Origin of the sequence: Flavobacterium pisciphilum, from assembly GCF_020905345.1 — a bacterium.
GTDB lineage: Bacteria > Bacteroidota > Bacteroidia > Flavobacteriales > Flavobacteriaceae > Flavobacterium > Flavobacterium pisciphilum.
This window is the reverse complement of sequence record NZ_JAJJMO010000001.1, coordinates 334,388-353,741: the sequence shown is the minus strand read 5'-3', so window position 1 is coordinate 353,741 and position 19,354 is coordinate 334,388. Positions and strand designations below refer to the sequence as shown.

12 protein-coding genes are annotated in these 19,354 nt (G+C 34.0%); 2 read left to right on the top strand and 10 right to left on the bottom strand.

Annotation, left to right across the window (positions count from 1 at the left end; all coding sequences use genetic code 11):
- Window positions 1-2 precede the first annotated feature (2 nt).
- The 6 genes from LNQ49_RS01485 to LNQ49_RS01460 all read right to left on the bottom strand — a co-directional run bounded on the left by LNQ49_RS01485 (window position 3) and on the right by LNQ49_RS01460 (window position 10,130).
- On the bottom strand, window positions 3-3,197 hold the full coding sequence (locus LNQ49_RS01485) for a SusC/RagA family TonB-linked outer membrane protein (RefSeq protein ID WP_229987012.1): 3,195 nt from the start codon (window positions 3,195-3,197) through the stop codon (window positions 3-5).
- Window positions 3,198-3,838: 641 nt separating this feature from the next.
- Window positions 3,839-5,134 carry an aminopeptidase P family protein gene (locus LNQ49_RS01480; protein WP_229987011.1) on the bottom strand — a complete coding sequence of 432 codons (1,296 nt, stop codon included), beginning with the start codon at window positions 5,132-5,134 and terminating at the stop codon, window positions 3,839-3,841.
- A 5-nt stretch (window positions 5,135-5,139) separates the two neighbouring features.
- Entirely contained in the window at window positions 5,140-6,375 is a 1,236-nt protein-coding gene (locus LNQ49_RS01475) for an NAD(P)/FAD-dependent oxidoreductase (RefSeq protein WP_229987010.1), read from the bottom strand.
- Between the two features lie 77 nt (window positions 6,376-6,452).
- The gene (locus tag LNQ49_RS01470; protein WP_229987009.1) at window positions 6,453-7,463 is read right to left on the bottom strand and encodes a 4-hydroxyproline epimerase; all 1,011 of its coding nucleotides are present in this window, start codon (window positions 7,461-7,463) and stop codon (window positions 6,453-6,455) included.
- Between the two features lie 3 nt (window positions 7,464-7,466).
- Window positions 7,467-9,050: an aldehyde dehydrogenase (NADP(+)) gene (locus tag LNQ49_RS01465; RefSeq protein WP_229987008.1), complete on the bottom strand. Its 1,584-nt coding sequence runs from the start codon at window positions 9,048-9,050 to the stop codon at window positions 7,467-7,469.
- Between the two features lie 159 nt (window positions 9,051-9,209).
- Window positions 9,210-10,130 carry a dihydrodipicolinate synthase family protein gene (locus tag LNQ49_RS01460; RefSeq protein WP_229987007.1) on the bottom strand — a complete coding sequence of 307 codons (921 nt, stop codon included), beginning with the start codon at window positions 10,128-10,130 and terminating at the stop codon, window positions 9,210-9,212.
- A 164-nt stretch (window positions 10,131-10,294) separates the two neighbouring features.
- On the opposite strand from LNQ49_RS01460, the gene LNQ49_RS01455 reads away from it, so the two are divergent.
- A complete protein-coding gene (locus LNQ49_RS01455) occupies window positions 10,295-11,161 on the top strand; it encodes an AraC family transcriptional regulator (RefSeq protein ID WP_229987006.1) in 867 nt (288 codons plus the stop codon).
- Between the two features lie 88 nt (window positions 11,162-11,249).
- Here the strand turns inward: LNQ49_RS01455 and LNQ49_RS01450 are convergent, their stop codons facing one another.
- From LNQ49_RS01450 to LNQ49_RS01435, 4 genes are all read right to left on the bottom strand, one after another.
- On the bottom strand, window positions 11,250-13,610 hold the full coding sequence (locus LNQ49_RS01450; protein WP_229987005.1) for a mechanosensitive ion channel family protein: 2,361 nt from the start codon (window positions 13,608-13,610) through the stop codon (window positions 11,250-11,252).
- 503 nt (window positions 13,611-14,113) lie between these two features.
- Window positions 14,114-14,860, bottom strand: a complete 747-nt coding sequence (locus LNQ49_RS01445; protein WP_229987004.1) for a succinate dehydrogenase/fumarate reductase iron-sulfur subunit — start codon at window positions 14,858-14,860, stop codon at window positions 14,114-14,116.
- Window positions 14,861-14,875: 15 nt separating this feature from the next.
- A complete protein-coding gene (locus LNQ49_RS01440; protein ID WP_428978330.1) occupies window positions 14,876-16,786 on the bottom strand; it encodes a fumarate reductase/succinate dehydrogenase flavoprotein subunit in 1,911 nt (636 codons plus the stop codon).
- A gap of 7 nt (window positions 16,787-16,793) precedes the next feature.
- Complete coding sequence (locus LNQ49_RS01435; protein WP_229987002.1) at window positions 16,794-17,450, bottom strand: succinate dehydrogenase cytochrome b subunit; 657 nt, start codon at window positions 17,448-17,450, stop codon at window positions 16,794-16,796.
- Window positions 17,451-18,017: 567 nt separating this feature from the next.
- Here LNQ49_RS01435 and LNQ49_RS01430 point away from each other — a divergent pair.
- A complete protein-coding gene (locus LNQ49_RS01430; protein ID WP_229987001.1) occupies window positions 18,018-19,259 on the top strand; it encodes a DcaP family trimeric outer membrane transporter in 1,242 nt (413 codons plus the stop codon).
- Window positions 19,260-19,354: the final 95 nt, after the last annotated feature.

Here is a 19,354-nt window from a genome sequence, read left to right as displayed (position 1 = left end):
TTTTAGAATTGAACTTTTAAATTAAAGTTATACTCTTTTGAAGTTGGCATTACCCCAGTTTGAAACCCTTGTAAGTTACCAGATGATGCTCCAGCTTCAGGATCTGCATAAGGAAGGTTTTTGCTAATAATCCATAAGTTGCTACCATTTACAGCAAAAATCACACTATTGATAAATGTATTTTCTAAGTATTTAGAAGGCAATCTATAGCTTAGACCTACTTCACGTAATTTTACATAAGAAGCATCATAAACGTATCTTTCTTGAGGCATTGAATTATAAGTATCATAATCTGCAAGAACAACTGTTGTGTTAGGGCTACCGTCTGCTTTTACACCAGGAAGGATAATTCCTCCTCCGTCTGCAATAGAATTTCTAACAGGGTTTCCTAAATGGTTATTTCCTACAGTACTTTGGTATATACCAGTTGTGTGACCATATTGTTGATCAAGAGAATACACATCTCCACCTTTTTTTATGTCAATTAGGAAGTTGAATGTTAGGTTTTTGTAATTAAAGATGTTGTTGATACCACCAGTCCATTCAGGGTTTACGTCCCCAATTGTTGCTCCGGCTACAACTTCATATCTACCATTGCTTTTTACTACTTTTTCTCCATCTAGATACTTATATCCTCTTCCGACAAGTTGTCCAATTGGTTTTCCAACTTCAGCAACATATCCAACACCTTGAAATGATCCAAGTGAGATTCTATCGGCACCATTTAGATCAATAACTTCATTTTTATTAGCTGCCCAGTTAATTCTAGTTTCCCAAGAGAAGTCTTTAGTTTTAAACGGAATTGCATTTATAGAAACCTCAAATCCTTTATTTTGAACATCTCCACCATTAATCCATGCTCGGGTATACCCAGTTTGCGTAGGTGTTTCAATTGATAAGATTTGGTTAGTAGTATTGGTTTTGTAATATGATACATCCAAACCAATTCTATTTTTCAAGAATTTAAGCTCTATACCAGCCTCAGTTCCTTTAGTAAGCTCACTTTTTAAGTTTGAGTTACTTTTATTGTTCTCTATAGAGAAACGTATTCCATCAGGTCCAAAATTATTATTCTTATCATAAGTTGTTTGTATTACTGCAAATGGTGCATCATTTCCAGTTTCGGCATAATTTAAACGTACTTTACCAAATGATAACCAATCAGCCTTAATATGATTGCTAAAAATATATGTCCCAGTGATAGAAGGGTAAGTATAGGTATTATTTTTTGTTGGTAAAGTAGATGATTGATCCACTCTGTAAGAACCCTCAATAAAATAAGTTTCGTTAAAATTAAAAGTTGCATTAGCATAGATACTATTCGTACCTAAGGTTGCTAAGCCTTCGCTAGGGTAATTAATAGGCATTAACGTATTGCTTAACATGTATTTGCCAGGCACAATTAAACCACCATTAGTTTGAGAATAAACACTACTATTTGTAGATCGTCTAGAGTTAGCTCCTACAAGTCCGTAAAATTTAATGTTATCTGTTATATCCTTTTTGAAGTTTAAGATTAAATCTAAATTGATTTCACGGAATGTTTTGTCGAATCTTGAGTATTGCCCTAATGTATTTGGAGTTCTTTTTGAACCTACAGCAATACGCTCTTCTTGTAATTGTTGATAAAAATCAATAGACCCTTTTCCAACAATATTTAGCCAATTGTTTACATCTGTGCTTATCGCAAAATTACCAAAGAAACGATCTCTGTTTAATGAGTTATAATTGTTGTTACGTTGGAAATATGGATTATCATGAAATTGAATTGATAGGTCGTTCGGTCCACCAACACTCCAAGTTGTATTCTTGCCAGTTATATTGTAAGCATCTTCAAGATCTTGAAAATCAGCACTCATATTATACCATTGTCTTACACTGCTTAAGTAGTTATTTCCACCATCACCATATCCAGTTTCATTCATCCCTTTGGCATATGCTTTTAGGTAATTAGCTGAAGCTGAGATTTTAGTTTTTGGGCTAATTTTATAACTCCCAGAAAAATTAAAATTATCTTTTCTGTTACTACTATTTGGTAAAACTCCTTGTGCTTGATTGTAGTTTGTGTAACCAAATCTGAATTCACCATTATCATTACTAGAAGATATAGCAATGTTGTTTGTATAAGTAAGACTGTTTTTATAAAAGCTATTTGGGTTCTTTTTTACAGGAGCCCATGGAGTTGCTTTACCATAAGTAGGCAATTCTGGGTAAAAAGAGTTCCAGTTGTAAACCAATAGGCTAGGATCGTATTTTGGTCCCCATGAAGCGTCATCAGTAGCAGCATAAGGATGTGTACCACTTCCTAAATCAACTGTACCATAAAAGTCACCGTAACCACTACCATATTCGTTTTGGTATTGAGGGAGAGTTTTTTTATCTACAACACCAATAGTTATTCCTGAATTAAACGAAACACCTAATCCAGCTTTAGATTTGCTTCCCTTTTTTAGAGTTACAAGAATAACTCCATTAGCAGCTCTAGAGCCATAAAGTGCAGATGCCGCAGCACCTTTTAAAACGTTTATAGATTCAATGTCATCTGGATTTATATCCGATGCAGCGTTTCCGTAATCATATCCTCCAGTGTTTCCACCACTTTTTTGATCACTAGTATTGGTGTTATCATTGTTTAATGGCACTCCATCAACAACCCATAATGCTTGATTACTTTGGGTTAAAGAAGTGGTTCCGCGAATGATAACATTTGTAGATCCTCCAATGTTGTTATTTCTTCTAATGTCAATACCAGCAATTTTACCTGAGATTGAATTGGCTACGTTACCGCTATTTACTTTGGTTAGATCCTCACCCTTTACTTCTTGAGTAGCATAACCAAGCGATTTTTTTTCTCTTTTCACACCCAATGCCGTAACTACAATTTCATTAAGTGCTGTCGAACCACCAGACATTTTAATATTTACTTTATTGGTAGTTGCAGGTAGTTCTTGCGTTTTCATTCCAATGTAGCTAAACGTAAGAATCTGACTAGAAGAAGCATTGATACTGTATGCTCCGTCAAAATCTGTTTGTGTTCCTGCTTTGGATCCTTTTACTAATACACTCACACCTGGTAAGGGCATTCCTGTATCATCCGTCACAATTCCTGTAACTAATCTTTCTTGAGCAAGGATTAGTTGTGTTGCAAATACAAAAAAGAGTATCGCAACTTTTCTAAAATTAAATTTAAATTTCATATACTGGTTTTATTATTAATAAGTGCAAATATTTTGCATTTATGTCTTTTTTTATGCCAATATATTATCATAAACTCAGATTATATTATCTTGTTTTGAGTAATTATTATTTTAAAACCTCAGTGTTTTGGATATTTGCAAGTATTTTTTTACCGAAATGTATTTTAGTACGTTTTTTATCAATTTATCAGTTTTAGTTTCAAGCCACAGTGTTCAGTTTTGAGTCACAGTATTTAGTTTCAGGTTTCAGTCACAGTGTTCAGTTTAAAACAAAAGCTTGTGTTCCTTGCGTAAGTCTTTGTGAACTTTGCGGTTAAATTTTTTAGTAACTGTATTTAGTCTCAGTTTATAATAAAAGCTTGCGTTCTTTGCATAGCTCTTTGTGAACTTTGCGGTTAAATTTTTAGTCACAGTATTCAGTCTCAGTATTCAGTTAAAAACAAAAGCTTGCGTTCCTTGCGTAGGTCTTTGTGAATTTTGCGGTTAATTTTTCAGTCACAGTTTTGAGTTCGAGTAGGGATAATGAAAACTAATTTTTAATAACTAGAATAATTGAAAAGGAATAATTTAAACAAAAAAAAACAGCTACAAAGTTGTTGTTGTAGCTGTTAAAATTAATAGTCTCAAAGGAGGGTATAAAACTATTTTTTTTGGATGAGTTTTTCTATATCTTCAATCTCTATTGGTAATGCTTCAGAGAGATTAATGTTTCCATCGTCAGTAATTAAGTAATCATTTTCTAATCGGCAGCCTATTCCTTCTTCTAGTATATAAATCCCAGGTTCGCAGGTAAGAACCATTCCTTTTTCTAAATCACGAGAATATAATCCTAAATCATGGACATCTAATCCTAAATGATGTGCTGTTCCATGCATAAAATATTTTTTATAAGCAGGTGAATCGGGATTTTGATTCGCAATATCTTCCTTGGTAATTAGCCCCAGTTTAATTAATTCTACTTCTATTAAATCAGCCATTTGTTTTTCATAATCGCTATGCTTAACACCTGGTTTTAATAATTTTGAACCTTCTTTCAAACAATGTAAAACGGATGAATACACTTCGCGTTGGCGTGGCGAAAAGACACCATTTACAGGTACACATCTGGTGGTATCTGAATTGTAATTGGCATAGCAAACACCAAAGTCAACCAAGACCATTTCGTTGTCTTTACAAACGGAATCATTTGAATTATAATGCAATGCACAAGCATTTTTTCCAGTGGCTACAATTGGCTTAAAAGCATGGCGTGTAGCACCATTTTTTATTAATTCATACGTAAGCTCTGCTTCGAGTTCAAATTCTTTTATATTGGGTTTAATAGCGGTGAGTAGCCCTTTGAAACCTTTAATGCTAATCGCAACCGCTTTTTTTATAAGTTCTATTTCTTCTTCAGATTTTATAGGTCTTAATTCTCTTGTAATCTTTGCAGCTCGATCGTATTGATGTAGTGGGTATTTTTCTTTACACCATTGTATCATTCGATCTTGGCGTGTAGTCATCTCAGATGTAACCCTTTTAATATGTTCGTTGTGACCTAAATAAAAGGTGTCAGCCTCAAAAGCAAAAAGCTGCAACGTTTTTTCGAATTCATGAACCCATTTTACGTTTTTTATACCCGAAATAGCGGATACTTCTTCTTTTGTTAAGAAGTCACCATCCCAAAGTTTAGTATGTTCACTTACTTCTTTTACAAATAAAATAGCTCGATTTTCTTCTTTATAAGCATCTGGATAAAGAACCAAAATAGTTTCGTCCTGATCGATTCCTGTTAAGTAGAATAAATCGTTGTTTTGTGCAAAGCCCATCACATCATCAGCATTATTAGGCATCACATCATTAGAAACTAAAATAGCTAAGCTATTTGGATTCATTTTTTTCGAAAAGCGTTTTCTGTTTTCGATAAATAAAGAAGAAGGAATCGATTCGTATCTCATAAATTTTATAATTGAAACATTTGTGTATTAACAGAGGTGTTTTTTCCAGAAATAATCTCCGAAACAATTTTACCAGTTGCAGGTGCCAAGCTTAATCCCATCATGGCATGCCCAGTAGCCAAAGTTAAGTTTTTTATTCTTTTATCTCGGGTAATAATCGGCATTCCTGAAGGGGTACATGGTCTAAATCCGTACCATGTTTCTTTTTCTTTTGGCATTTCAATTTTTAGATCTGGATAAAAATCATTGATACTGTTAACAATTCCCTGAACTCTATTTTGATTAATTTTGGTGTCGTTAGTATGAGTAATTTCCATTGTACCTCCAAAACGAATATCATTGTTCATAGGAGTAACAGCAACTTTTCCTTCACACAGAATTGCTGGAATAGCAGGCTTTTTGGCTGTGTCTTTTAAAGTAAAGCTGTATCCCTTTCCTGGTAAAATAGAAATAGCTCGATTTAGTTTTTTAGCAATATTTGGACTCCATGATCCAGTTGCCAAAACAACTTCATCGGTCATAAAAGGTCCCATGTCGGTTAGTATTTCAGTAACAGTATTATTTTTTATGACAAAATCTTCAACCAAAGTTCTATTATGAATTGTTACGTTCAATCTACTTAATTCTGCTTTTATAAATTGCATGAATTTTTGTGGATAAATATGTGCATCGCTCTTATAATGCACACCACCCATGACATCTGTGCGAGTCCCTGTTTCGAGTTTTGTTACCTGATCTTTAGAAAGGTAATCTACTTCTAAGCCAAAACACTCTGCTAATTTTCCTTCATGTATAATCTCTTCAGCTGTTTTCTCTGTTTTATAAAGCATTAATAAACCCTTGTTTTCATAAAAGAAAGAGTTGCTTTCTTTGATAAAATCTTGATATAATTCTTTACTAAAAAGAGATAAATTGCAAAGTGCAGGCATTGCTTTTTCTACATGTTTCTTATTAGCATGTCTATAGAATTGTAATCCCCATTTTGCCAAATCCATGCTTAATCTTGGCTTTACATAAAAAGGACTTTGACTATCAAACATCCATTTTATACCTTGAGTAATCATTCCTGGTTGTGCCAACGGAATAATATGTGACGGAACTATCATTCCTGCATTGCCATAAGAGCAACCATCTGTCATATCCGACTTATCAAAAACAACCACTTGATATCCTTCTTTTGCTAAATAATAAGCTGAACATAGTCCGATTATTCCTCCACCAATAATACTTACTTTTTTCATTATAATTTATAGATTTAAAAACCATTGGCAAGAATTATGTTCTATGAATCAATGATTTATTTTGGATTATATTTTTATTAAATTACTTGAAAACCAAATGCATACGGGTCTTCATCTTCATCAATGATTATATTGTTATATCCATATACTTTTGCCCATCCTTGTATGCTTGGAACAATAGCTTTAATATCTCCAATAGTAGTTTCTTCTTCGACTCTTCCTATAAATTTGCTCCCAATAAAACTTTCGTGTACAAAATCTTCGCCTTTCTTTAGTTTGCCTTTCGCATGAAGTTGTGCAAGTCTAGCTGATGTTCCAGTACCACAAGGTGAACGATCAATAGCTTTGTCTCCATAAAAAACAGCATTTCTTCCTGATGACGTTGGATCTATAGGTGTTCCAGTCCATAACATATGGCTTACATCGCGAATAGTATCGTTTTCGGGATGAATGAAAAGATTTGGATACTTTTCGTTAATTCGTTTACGAACTTCTTGACTGTATTGTACAATTTTCCCTGCTGTAAAATCCTGCACTCCTGAGAAATTGGTTTGAGGATCTACAATTGCATAATAATTACCACCATAAGCAACATCAAAAACTATTTCGCCTAGTTCAGGACAATCTATAGTAAGACCTTCAGCAGCTAGGTATGATTTAACATTGGTTAAACGTACCCAATCTACTTTTTTAGCAGTTTGTTGGTATTCAATTTGAACCAAACCTGCAGGAGCTTCCATTTTTATCTTTCCAGGGATTTTTGGTGTAACCAACCCTTCTTCGATAGCTATTGTTATCGTTCCAATAGTTCCGTGACCACACATTGGCAAGCAACCAGAAGTTTCGATAAATAAGATACCAAAATCATTGTTTGGATCACTAGGAGGATAAAGTATGCTTCCGCTCATCATATCATGACCTCTTGGCTCAAACATTAGCCCTTTACGAATCCAATCGTACTCTTTTAAGAAATGTTGGCGTTTCTCACTCATGTTGTTGCCAACCAAATTCGGACCGCCTCCAGCAACCACTCTCACTGGGTTGCCACAAGTATGTGCATCGACACAAAAAAAAGTTTTTCTTGGCATAAACTAAATAGGTTTGTTGGTTATAATATCATTTATGGTTCTGGTAATATTTAAAGGATTTTTATTCTGTAATGCTTCAGGCAATAATTCGTCTGGCCAGTTCTGATAACTAAATGGTCGTACCCAACGTTTAACCGCATGGATTCCTACAGCAGTAAAACGAGAATCTGATGAAGCAGGATAGGGGCCACCATGAATCATTGAAGCGCAAACTTCGACTCCTGTTGGTACTCCATTAAAAATTAATCTTCCCACTCTGTTTTGTACAGCGTCTACGACTGCGTTATATTTAGAAAGTTCGCTTGGTTCAGCAAGTATAGTACCCGTTAATTGTCCGTCTAATTTATTAATTATTGTTGCCAATTCCTCATTATTTTCACATTGAACAATAATAGAAAAAGGACCAAAAACTTCATGACTTAGAGTAGGATTCTCTAGAAAAGCCTTACCGCTTACAGTAAGTATCGTTTGTGGAGCATAATTTGGAGCAATTTCGCCTTTATATTCTGCAACAGTGCTAACTCCGCTTTGTGATTGTATCTTTTCTTTGCCAGAATTAAAATCGGCTTTGATCGATGGATGCAACATGCATGAAGGAGCAATTTTTTCAATTTCCTCTCCCAACTGATCTATAAATTGATTTAACGGTTTTCCTTTAATACCCAAAAGTAATCCTGGATTAGTACAAAACTGACCAGTTCCTAGTGTAATAGAACCAGCGTAGGTAGTTGCCCATTTTGAACTGTTTTTTTCTAATGCTTCAGGTAATATAACTACAGGATTAATACTTCCCATTTCGGCAAATACAGGAATGGGTTCAGGACGTTGCGATGCCAAATTAAATAAAGCTCTACCACCATTAATACTTCCCGTAAAACCTACTGCTTTTACAAGTGGATGTTTTACTAAACTTGTTCCTAGAGTTACTCCGCTACCAATTAAGTTAGAAAAAACTCCTTCAGGAATCCCGTGTTTTTTAGCAGCTTTTATAACTGCTGATGCAACCATTTCGCCAGTTCCGATATGCATTGAATGACTTTTTACAATTACTGGGCATCCAGCTGCTAAAGCGGAGGCAGTATCGCCACCAGCAGTAGAAAATGCAAATGGAAAATTGCTTGAACCAAAAACCACAACAGGTCCTAATGGAACTAGCATTTTACGTAAATCATCTTTTGGCAAGGGTTGTCTATCTGAAATTGCAGTGTCTATTGTTGCTTCAAGCCAACTCCCTTCGGTAAGCATATTTGCAAACGAGCGCAATTGAAATACTGTACGTCCTCGTTCTCCTTCAGCTCTACCTTTTGGATAACCAGATTCCGTGCAATACACTTCTAATAATTCATCACCAAGAGCAAGAATTTCCTCGGCAATAGCATTTAAAAAGTCAGCCTTTTTTTGTGCGGGATAATTTTTATAAATTTTAAAGGCATCATTTGCCAAAACAACCGCTTCATCTATTTCCTCAGGAGTTGCTTCTATAAACGACCAAGGATTTTCTATATTCAACTGAGGATTTATTGTTTTATATATTTTAGTTCCTGCTGCCTTAAGCTGGCTTCCTATATAATTTTTTCCTGTAATCATTTTTTATATGTTTAAGATTATAATTAAATCCGGACTTGCTAAAAAAATATTATGTTTTATGAGCTGGCCATTATCACAAAATAACCAGCTCAAAAACAAACCAAACTAAAAACAAACCAAACTAAACTTTAAATAAAGTTTATTCTTTTTAATATGAACTTATAGTACTATCGACTTGTAATCTGGAAGAGTAGGTCTTGTACGTAAACCTTCAGCAATGATTGCCAAAACTCTTTCTCTTTCAGCTCCATGTAGTGGTAATCTTGGTGCACGAACAAATTCAGTTCCTAGACCTGTTGCTACTTCAGCTAGTTTTATGTTTTGTACTAAAAGCGGATTGATATCTAATTCTAGTAATGGTAAGAACCATCTGTAAATAGCCAATGCTTCTTCAGCTCTTCCTGCTTTTGCTAATTTAAAAATCGCTACAGTTTCTGCTGGGAACGCATCTACTAAGCCCGAAACCCATCCATCAGAACCCATAAAAATACTTTCTAATGCTAGCGTGTCAACACCAGATAATACTTTTAAACGTCCTTTAAAACGATTTATAATTCGAGTTACATTTGAAATGTCTCTAGTAGACTCTTTTACAGCTTGGATGTTGTCGAATTTTAAAATTTCTTCGAACATATCCAATGAAACATCAATTTTATAATCTACAGGATTGTTGTAAATCATGATAGGAAGAGAAGTGCTTTTTGCTACTTCCGAGAAATAAGTAACCGTTTCATGACTAGCAGCATTGTATCGCATAGGAGGCAATAACATTAATCCTTTAGCGCCATTTTCTTCAGCTTTATTAGCAGCTAGTATTGCAGCTCGAGTAGTTTGTTCGGCTATGTTCATAATCACGGGAACTTGCCCGTTGACTATATTGATAGTCTCTTTGATTAAGTCCTTTTTTTCTTCTTCTAATAATGTGCTTGCTTCACCGAGTGTTCCTCCTAGGATTATCCCTGAAACACCAGCATCAAGCTGTGCTTTTACATTCACTCCAAACATATTGAAGTCTAATTTGTCATCGGCAGTAAACTTTGTAGTAACTGCTGGCATAACGCCTTTCCATTGAATACTCATAATTACTAATTTAATTTTTTTCAAAAATATTTATAACCAGTAAATATGTGATTAGGTAAGTTATCACAAAAAGATACTATATTATCCGATTTAATGCTAATTTTTAAAATTATTACTTAATATGTATATGTTTTTCTATATTTATGGCATATAACTAATCTATTATGAAAGTATTTCCATTTAAGATTCCAAAAACCAAAGAAGATTCACTAATTTATCAAGAAGATGTAGAGTTTGTTTTTTATGATAAATTGCACCAACATGAAGAAATTCAAATTAGCTATATCGAGAATGGTGAAGGAACCATTTTTGTAGGCGATACTATTTCTCCTTATCAAAAAGGAGATATTGTCGTCATAGGAAGTAACCTCCCACATGTGTTTAGAAGCGAAACCAATACCAATGAGTTATCGGTTATGCTAACATTGTTTTTTACAGCTAACTCTTTTGGGAAAGATTTCTTTGCGCTACCTGCTCTAAAAGATATTCAGCCCTTTTGGGAAAATAGCAAGAATGGATTTATAATTAACAACCCTTCCAACAAAGTGGTTAAGTGGTTTAAGAAAATTAAAAAAGTAAATGAATTTGACCGCTTTATTCTTTTTTTAGAAATAACCAAGAGAATTTCTCAAGAGAAGAAGACCTTGCTTTCTAGTTATATATATGATAAAAAAATTACAGACAATGAAGGGAAGCGTATGCAAACAGTTTTTGAATATGTAATGACTAATTTTCAAAAGAACATTACTCTCGAAGAAATTGCTGCCTTATCAAATATGACTAAGAATGCTTTTTGCAAATATTTTAAAGTCCGGACCAACAAGACTTTTTTCCAGTTTTTGATAGAAATACGGATTGAGCGGGCGGGAAAGTTATTGTCTAGATCACAAGAACTCTCAGTTTTGGAAGTTTCAGAATTATGTGGGTTCAATAATATTTCTAATTTTAATAGAAAATTTAAAGAAATTAAAGGGGTTTCTCCATTGGTTTTCAGGAAATCCCAAATGCTAAAATGGAAAGAAAAAGTGTAACCATGATTTATTTCTAGAGAAATACTATTGCATAAAAAAAGCTGAATTCATATGAGTTCAGCTTTTGGTAATTATTTTTCAAGCAAGTTTAGGATGAAAAGGTTAGTCCTTTATTTTTAAAATTACTAAACAAAGCTTGACGGGCACTACTTATAGTTTCCTCAGTACGATAAATGCTGCACCAAAATTTCACTAATATTTTATAATTTCCATCAGATATGGCAGTGTAATAAATTTGTGGAGTTCTAGCATCGTTTATCAATGATTGACTTTTCAATGCTTCTAATACGATTAAATTGATATTTTCTGGCAATGTATCACCTACAACCTCAAAGGAAATATCAACAAGTTTAAAATTATCAGTATAAGTCCAATTGGTTATATTTTGTGATAATAAGTTACCATTTGGAATAATTATCTCGGCGCCATTTGGAGCATTAATTTTTGTAGTGCGAAGTCCCATGGCTTTTACACGACCCGATTGAGAACTAATTTCGACAACATCACCAATTTGTATTGGTTTATCAAAAATCAAAATGATACCTGATACAAAGTTGCTTACAATGTTTTGCAAACCAAGTCCAACACCAACACCTAAGGCACCAAGCAAGATACTAAGTTTGTCTAAAGGCATTCCTGATGCTGCTACAGCCAATAAATAACCTCCAATTAGTACAACAAGACGTGTAATTAGTAATTTGGAATGCTGACGTTTATTTACATTTTCTTCATTTTCCTCATCGACCTCTCCAAAAAAGTAAGCAACATATTTTTGCAGCAGATGGGCCATCCAGATTATAATAAAAAACAATACAATATTCCCCAGAGTAAATGTGATACTTCCAATAGTATTAGGGTGGGTAAGTATAGAGTTGAATGAGGTTCGTAAGGATTCCCAAATGTTTAAATTTGATGCAATGACGATTAGCCACATATAAGAGATTACTATTATAAATGGTCTTTTAAGGTTGTCTGATAAACTTTCGTGATCAAAAATAGTTTCGATGCCACGTTTTATTCTTGTAGTATAAATTTGTAGAAGAATTATCTCTAAAATTATTTTTAAGAGCACGCTAAGTGCAATAATTTGAGTTATTGCTATAAAAGCAGTAAGGCTAAGCATATTTGAAAGAGATACTCTTCCGAATAGGTTAAAAATTATTGCTAAAGTATTTAATCCAATGAATATTATGCTTGCCCATTTAAAGAAAGCCTTTATGTATAATTGATCTTTTATACTCTTTAGTTGTACCAAGCCATAACGGATTCCTAAGATGTTAATTAGGATAAAAGCACAACGCTGAAACAAGCTAATTCCGATAAATAAATCCAAAAAGCAAAGCGCTGAAAATAATCCAACTAATAGAAATAGGTTTCGCATTGATTCTTTAGACCAATGATTTTTAAAAAGAAGTGTAAGCGCAATAAGTAATATTAGCTGTAATAATTCTATAAATAATGCAGGAGCATATAAATTACTTACTATGGCAATATTAAGCCCAATTACAATTATAGGGAGAATAATACCACTGTTTAAGTATTTAAAATTAAGGAGAGAAAGATTCTCGTAATGGCTATTATTTTTCAGGTATTTAAGATTACGAGAAATGTACCAAGCTAGTAATCCCATAAAAAAAGCCAAAGTAACCAATCCGCTGAAACTATAGTTTAAGTAGTAAGACATTACACTATTTTCTACAGCAACTTTTCCTTTAATATTTTTTGAGATGTCTTTTTTAGCAATAGTGTCATTCGTATTCCATAAAAAAGAATATTCCCTTCCAAGAATGCTTATACCTGATTTTTCAAGCTTCTTTTCTACGGTTAACAGAGCGCTTGATACAGCAATTTTTCTTTGTACAGTTAATCTGTTTTTTGTGTTAAGAACCTCTAGATTGTGGTTCATAAGACTATCGGTACTTAAATAGGTCTTTTTTAGATTAAGAAATTCATTCTTGAATTGTTTACGAAGAATGGTGTCTTTTAATAAGGTAATCAAAGCTTTGTCTTTACGCAAGTCAGCAAATCGGCCTTTGATTTTATCAAGGTTCTTATTGCGTAAATTAATAGCATTATTTTGTTCATCTAGCTCCTGACGAATCTCAAGTAACACAATACGGTACATTTGCTGATTGCGAACATTTGGATTTGCACTTTTTAAATTGGTCAGAATGAGATCTAATTTCTGTTGTGTTCTATCTATTTCAGCAAACAAATGAAATGTGTTTCCTTCAAATTCTATATCATTATATGCAGATTGTACAACTTCGCCCGCTTTTTCGATAGCCATAAGATAATCGCTATCGGTATTATTTGCACCATCAAATAATTTTCCACTACTTTCAGTTTTGGTAGTAGGAGCAGGGGTTTGCGAGTATGCAAGTGGGGAGAAGAAGAGTATTGTTAGTAAGGATAACAAACAAATAATTTTTCTTTTGGGAAGCGTCATATAACTCATGTATTTAGCTCCCAAATTTAGAAAAATTACACCAAGATTACATTTAAATAAAAGGAATAGTTTTAAAAGGTACTGTTGTAGAGTAGTAAAGGTTCAAAGTTGCAAAGGCTCAAAGTTGCAGAGGTACTGAGTTACTAAGGTTCTAAGTTGAATTGGCTTAAAGCAGTAAAGGTTCAAAGTTGTAAAGGCTCAAAGCAACAAAGGTTCTGAGTTACTAAGGTGCTAAGTTGAATTGGCTTAAAGGAGTAAAGGCTCAAAGTAGCAGAGGCTCAAAGTAGCAGAGGCTCAAAGTTGCAAAGGTTCAAAGCAACAAAGGTTCAAAGCAACAAAGGTACTGAGTTACTAAGGTTCTAAGTAATTAAAACCTGAAACTGAATACTGAGACTGAATACTGTAACCTGAGACTGGGAACCATACACTGAGACTGAATACTGAGACTGAATACTGAATACTGAGACTGAACACTGAGACTGAACACTGAAAACCAAAAGAAACTATTTCTTCATTATTAATGCTTTGTTGTATTCGTAATTCATTTTTGCAATTGACAATACAGAAATCCCTTGTGGGCATTCTACTTCACATGCTTCGGTATTAGAGCATGCTCCGAAACCTTCTGAGTCCATTTGGTTAACCATAGTTAAAACCCTTTTAGAAGCTTCTATTTTTCCTTGTGGCAGTAGTGCTAAGTGTGTTATTTTGGCACCTACAAATAATGCAGCACTAGAGTTTTTGCAAGTTGCCACACAGGCACCACAGCCTATACATGCGGCGGCATCAAATGAAGCTTCGACTGTTTCATACGAAATCGGAATGCTATTCGCTTCTGGCGCCTGACCTGTTGAAGCTCCGATGTAACCACCAGCAGCAATGATTGAGTCAAAAGAGGTTCTGTCAATTTTTAAATCCCTAACTACAGGAAAAGCTGTTGCGCGAAAAGGTTCAATATAAATGGTATCTTTATCTTTAAAGCTTCTCATATGAAGCTGGCAAGTAGTAGTATGTTTTAAAGGACCATGCGCTCTACCATTAATCATAACACCGCATTGTCCGCAGATACCTTCTCTACAGTCATGGTCAAATTCAATAACACGTTCTTTAAGCTGAATAAGTGATTCATTTAAAAGATCTAACATTTCTAAGAAAGACATATGCTCAGTAACACCATCTATCTCATAATCTACCATTTCACCTTTGGAATCGGCATTCAATTGACGCCATATTTTTAGATATAGTTTCATGTTTTTTGATTTAAATTATTTGTAGCTACGTACAGCAAGTTCAACATTTTCAAATACCAAAGGCTCTTTGTGTAGTTCAGGAGGATTAGATAGTCCTTTCCATTCCCAAGCCGAAACATAGCAATAATCAGTGTCATTTCGTACTGCTTCCCCTTCATTACTCTGGTACTCTTCTCTAAAATGTGCGCCACAAGACTCATCTCTTTGTAAAGCATCATAACACATTAGCTCAGCTAATTCTATATAATCGGCTACACGTCCTGCTTTTTCTAATTCGCTGTTTAAAGTATCGTCACCTGTTATTAGTAAATCCTTTTCAAATGATGCTTTTATTTTTTTTATAGCAACAATTGCTTCTTCAAGATTTTGTTTGCTTCTGGATAATCCACATTTTTCATAAAGCAATCTACCTATGGTTTTATGGAAATAATCAGTAGAGAGTGTTCCTTTGCTTTGTAGAAAATGATTTAATTGTTCTCTAACAGATTTTTCTGCTTCCTCAAAAGCAGGATGCTCAGTACTAATTTTAGAGGTCTTTAATTCTCCAGCTAAATAATTAGGTATAGTATAAGGAGCTATAAAATAGCCATCAACACAAGCCTGAAGTAAAGAATTAGCTCCAAGTCTATTGGCGCCATGATCTGCAAAATTAGCTTCTCCTAGGGCAAAAAGACCAGGAATTGTTGTCATTAATTCATAATCTACCCAAAGACCGCCCATTGTAAAATGCGCAGCAGGGGAGATAAGCATTGGTTCTTTATAAGCATCGATTCCGTTGATTTTTTCATACATAGCAAAGAGATTGCTATATTTTGCTTCAATATTTTTCTTGCCTTGTGCTGCTATAGCATCCGAAAAATCAAGATATACTGCATTTTTCATAGGTCCAGCACCATGTCCAGAATCAATTCGTTCTTTGGCTGCACGCGAAGAAATATCCCTAGGAGCAAGGTTTCCAAAGGCAGGATAACGACGTTCTAGATAATAATCTCGTTCTTCTTCGGGAATAGCATTAGGAAGCCTGTCATCGCCAACCTTTTTTGGAACCCAAATACGTCCATCGTTTCGGAGTGATTCAGACATAAGGGTAAGTTTAGACTGATTTTCTCCATGTTGAGGAAGGCAGGTAGGGTGAAACTGAATCCAGCTTACACCAGCCATATAGGCTCCTTTTTTGTGAGCCCTCCATAATGCTGAGCTATTGCATCCCATAGCAAGGGTAGAAAGATAGTAAACCTTACCATAACCACCTGTTGCAAGGACTACAGCATCAGCAGCATGACGCTCTATTGCGCCTGTTTCAAGATTTCGAGCTATAATACCTTTGGCTTTGCCATCAACTAATACCAGTTCTAACATTTCATGACGGGTATGCATAGTAACTTTACCTGTGTTTACTTGGCGAAGAAGTGATTGGTAAGCTCCCAGTAAAAGTTGTTGTCCAGTTTGTCCACGTGCGTAAAAAGTTCTTGAAACCTGTACACCTCCAAAAGATCTATTATTAAGATACCCACCATATTCTCTTGCAAAAGGGACCCCTTGAGCTACCGATTGGTCAATCAAGCTAGCAGAACATTCGGCTAATCGATACACATTGGCTTCTCGCGATCTAAAATCTCCACCTTTAATTGTATCGTAAAACATTCTAAAAACACTGTCACCATCATTTTTATAGTTTTTAACTGCATTTACACCACCTTGTGCGGCAACAGAATGGGCTCTTCTGGGAGAGTCCTGAAAACAAAATGATTGAATATTGTAACCTTGTTCAGCTAGTGATGCTGCACAAGAAGATCCAGCAAGCCCTGTTCCAACAACTATAATATTTAGTTTCTTTCTATTGGCAGGGTTAACAAGCTTAGCTTTGGATTTATAATTATTCCATTTATCGGCAAGTGGGCCATCAGGTATTTTTGAATCTATCATTTTCATACTATTTTAAATAAATATAAAGTGGAATTGCCATGAAACCTCCTGTAATGATTAGGGTATATCCCCATCCAAATATTTTTATAGCCTTTACATATTTTGGATGATAAAGACCTAGTGTTCTTGATGCGCTAAAAAAACCATGTAACAAATGAAACCCCAATGCTACAAAAGAGATTTCATAAATGATAACATACCATAATTGCGAATAGGATTGTACAACAATCTCGTATAGATCTTTATTTCCGGCTGCATCTAGAGGTAAATCGGTAAATTTATAAGCATACCAAAAGTCTTTAAAATGGATTATAAGGAAAAGGAGTAGGATAGTACCCAATATCCCCATATTTCGACTGTTCCATGCGCTAGCAAAATTTCTTTTGTCGTAATGGTAGTTTTTCCCATTTGCAGTATTGTTTTTTATGGTAATCATTATCGCATAAAGAGCGTGACCTATTAAAGATAAATACAATACCCATGAAATGATTTTGATAAACATATTACCAGACAATAATTTAGAGTACCAATTAAATTGCTCTCTAGCTTGATCTTCGGGTAAAAAAAGTTGTAGGTTACCTAGTAAATGTATCACAAGAAAAAAGCATAGAAAGAGACCAGTGCCGGCGATAATGATCTTGTTTTTTAAAGTAGTAGATTTCATTTATTTGCAAGATTATTTAATAACTTAATTAGATTAGGAGATTCTAATTTACTATTAATCCTTGAATTTTAAGAAGAATCTTTCAATTAAAAATGCAAATTGGAATGGATTTAAATAGTCTAATTGTATTTTTTAAAATACTTGTAATAATAGGTATTCATATTAGTTTGTAGCTAATTTCGTTTACTAATCAGAATAAAAATATAATTAAATTAATATTTGTAGGTTTTTTTTTATTATTTTTATAAATGTAGTTTATTTGTATAAATTATGTAATATAAAGAACTGTATTACAAAAAAATACTTTTTATCCAATAAAATTATTCAATTGTTACCTGCTAATGTGTAGGGGGTACGAATACTAGAATAATTAAATCTTGAGGACAATTAATATAAAGTCTTTTGAATCTAGTGCGCTATTTATGATGCACTAAGCTAGTCACTTTAATCTACAGCAATTTTAAAAAACACTTATAGTAACCTTAAAATATGGTTATGTAAGGTGTAATTGCATAAACTATTTCAAAAGTTAACAAACCGGGATTATTATTCCATAAATTATATATCATGAAACAAAATAATTTTTTGCTATCAGTCCTTTTTTTCTTTTTAATAGTATTAAGCAACTCACTGAAAGCACAGTTAATGGCAATAGAATCTAAAGATACAATGAACGGAAAGTCTAAAGTCAAGGCAAGGCTTATAGGTAGGCTAAAGTTAAATGGTATTTATGATATTAAGCGTAGTCTTGGTAATTATAATTCTCCATTTATTCATGAAGATGGTGTTTCTAGTTTAGATGGGTCTGCTTTTAGTATGGATATGAGACAGTCTCAGTTGCGTTTTGTGAGTATGATACAACTAGATAATGGCAAAGAGTTGAAATCTATGCTAGAGGCCGATTTTATAGGAGCGAACAATACGTCTCAGTTCAGACTACGCCATGCATGGATTCAATATGAAAATTGGATGGTAGGGCAAAATTGGTCGACTTTTGGAGATTCGGCGTTATGGCCAGCATCTTTGCTAGATTGGGATGGGCCTGTAGGGATGGTGCTTTCTCGTAAAATTCAAGTTCGATATACGGGACATTTTAAAGAAAAAGGAAATATTGCTTATGAGCTGTCTGCTGAGTATTTGGAATCAAATAGTTTGTATGATTATACCTTAAGCCCTACTCATGGTGTAAATTATGCAGCATCTAAAGCTCCTGATGTAGTTGCAGCTATAAAATATGTTTTTGATAATGGAGGCTTTATGAAATTAGCAGGTCTTTATCGCAGTATTGGATTTGAATCTGAGGATGTAGCATCTGGAGGTTTTGAATCTAACTTTGTTTCTCAAAATGGGGGAGGTGTCACAGCAATTACGAGTATATTTTTTAGAAATAAATCAGGATTATTAAGGAATGTACAGGCACAATGGACAATAGGAAAAGGAATTAGTGATTATTTTTCTGCTATGTCCGGTTATGGTCTTAATGGTTTTGCAAGATCTGATTTTTCAGGAAAATTAGATCTTTTACCTGTGCATGCAGGTTATGTTTCTTATCAGTGTTACTGGAATAAAAAATTTAACTCGATGACTATGCTTTCTTATAGTTGTTTTTATGATGGAGTAGGTACTCAAGCTGGCTGGGATAAAATGACTAATTATCAGATTACACTTAATGCCTCTTATGATTTATTTGATTGTTTTACAGTTGGTTTGGAACCGCAAATTGCTTATAAAGAAGTAGAATATAGTGATGGTAGTACACAAGGAGCTAATGCCATTCGAATTAATTTTGGTATGTTATTTAATTTCTAATAATTACGATTAGAGTATTAATTATAGTTTTATTGAAAAGGACTATAAATGAAAGTATTATTTATTCTTTAATTTTAAAGCAAACTTACCCGTTA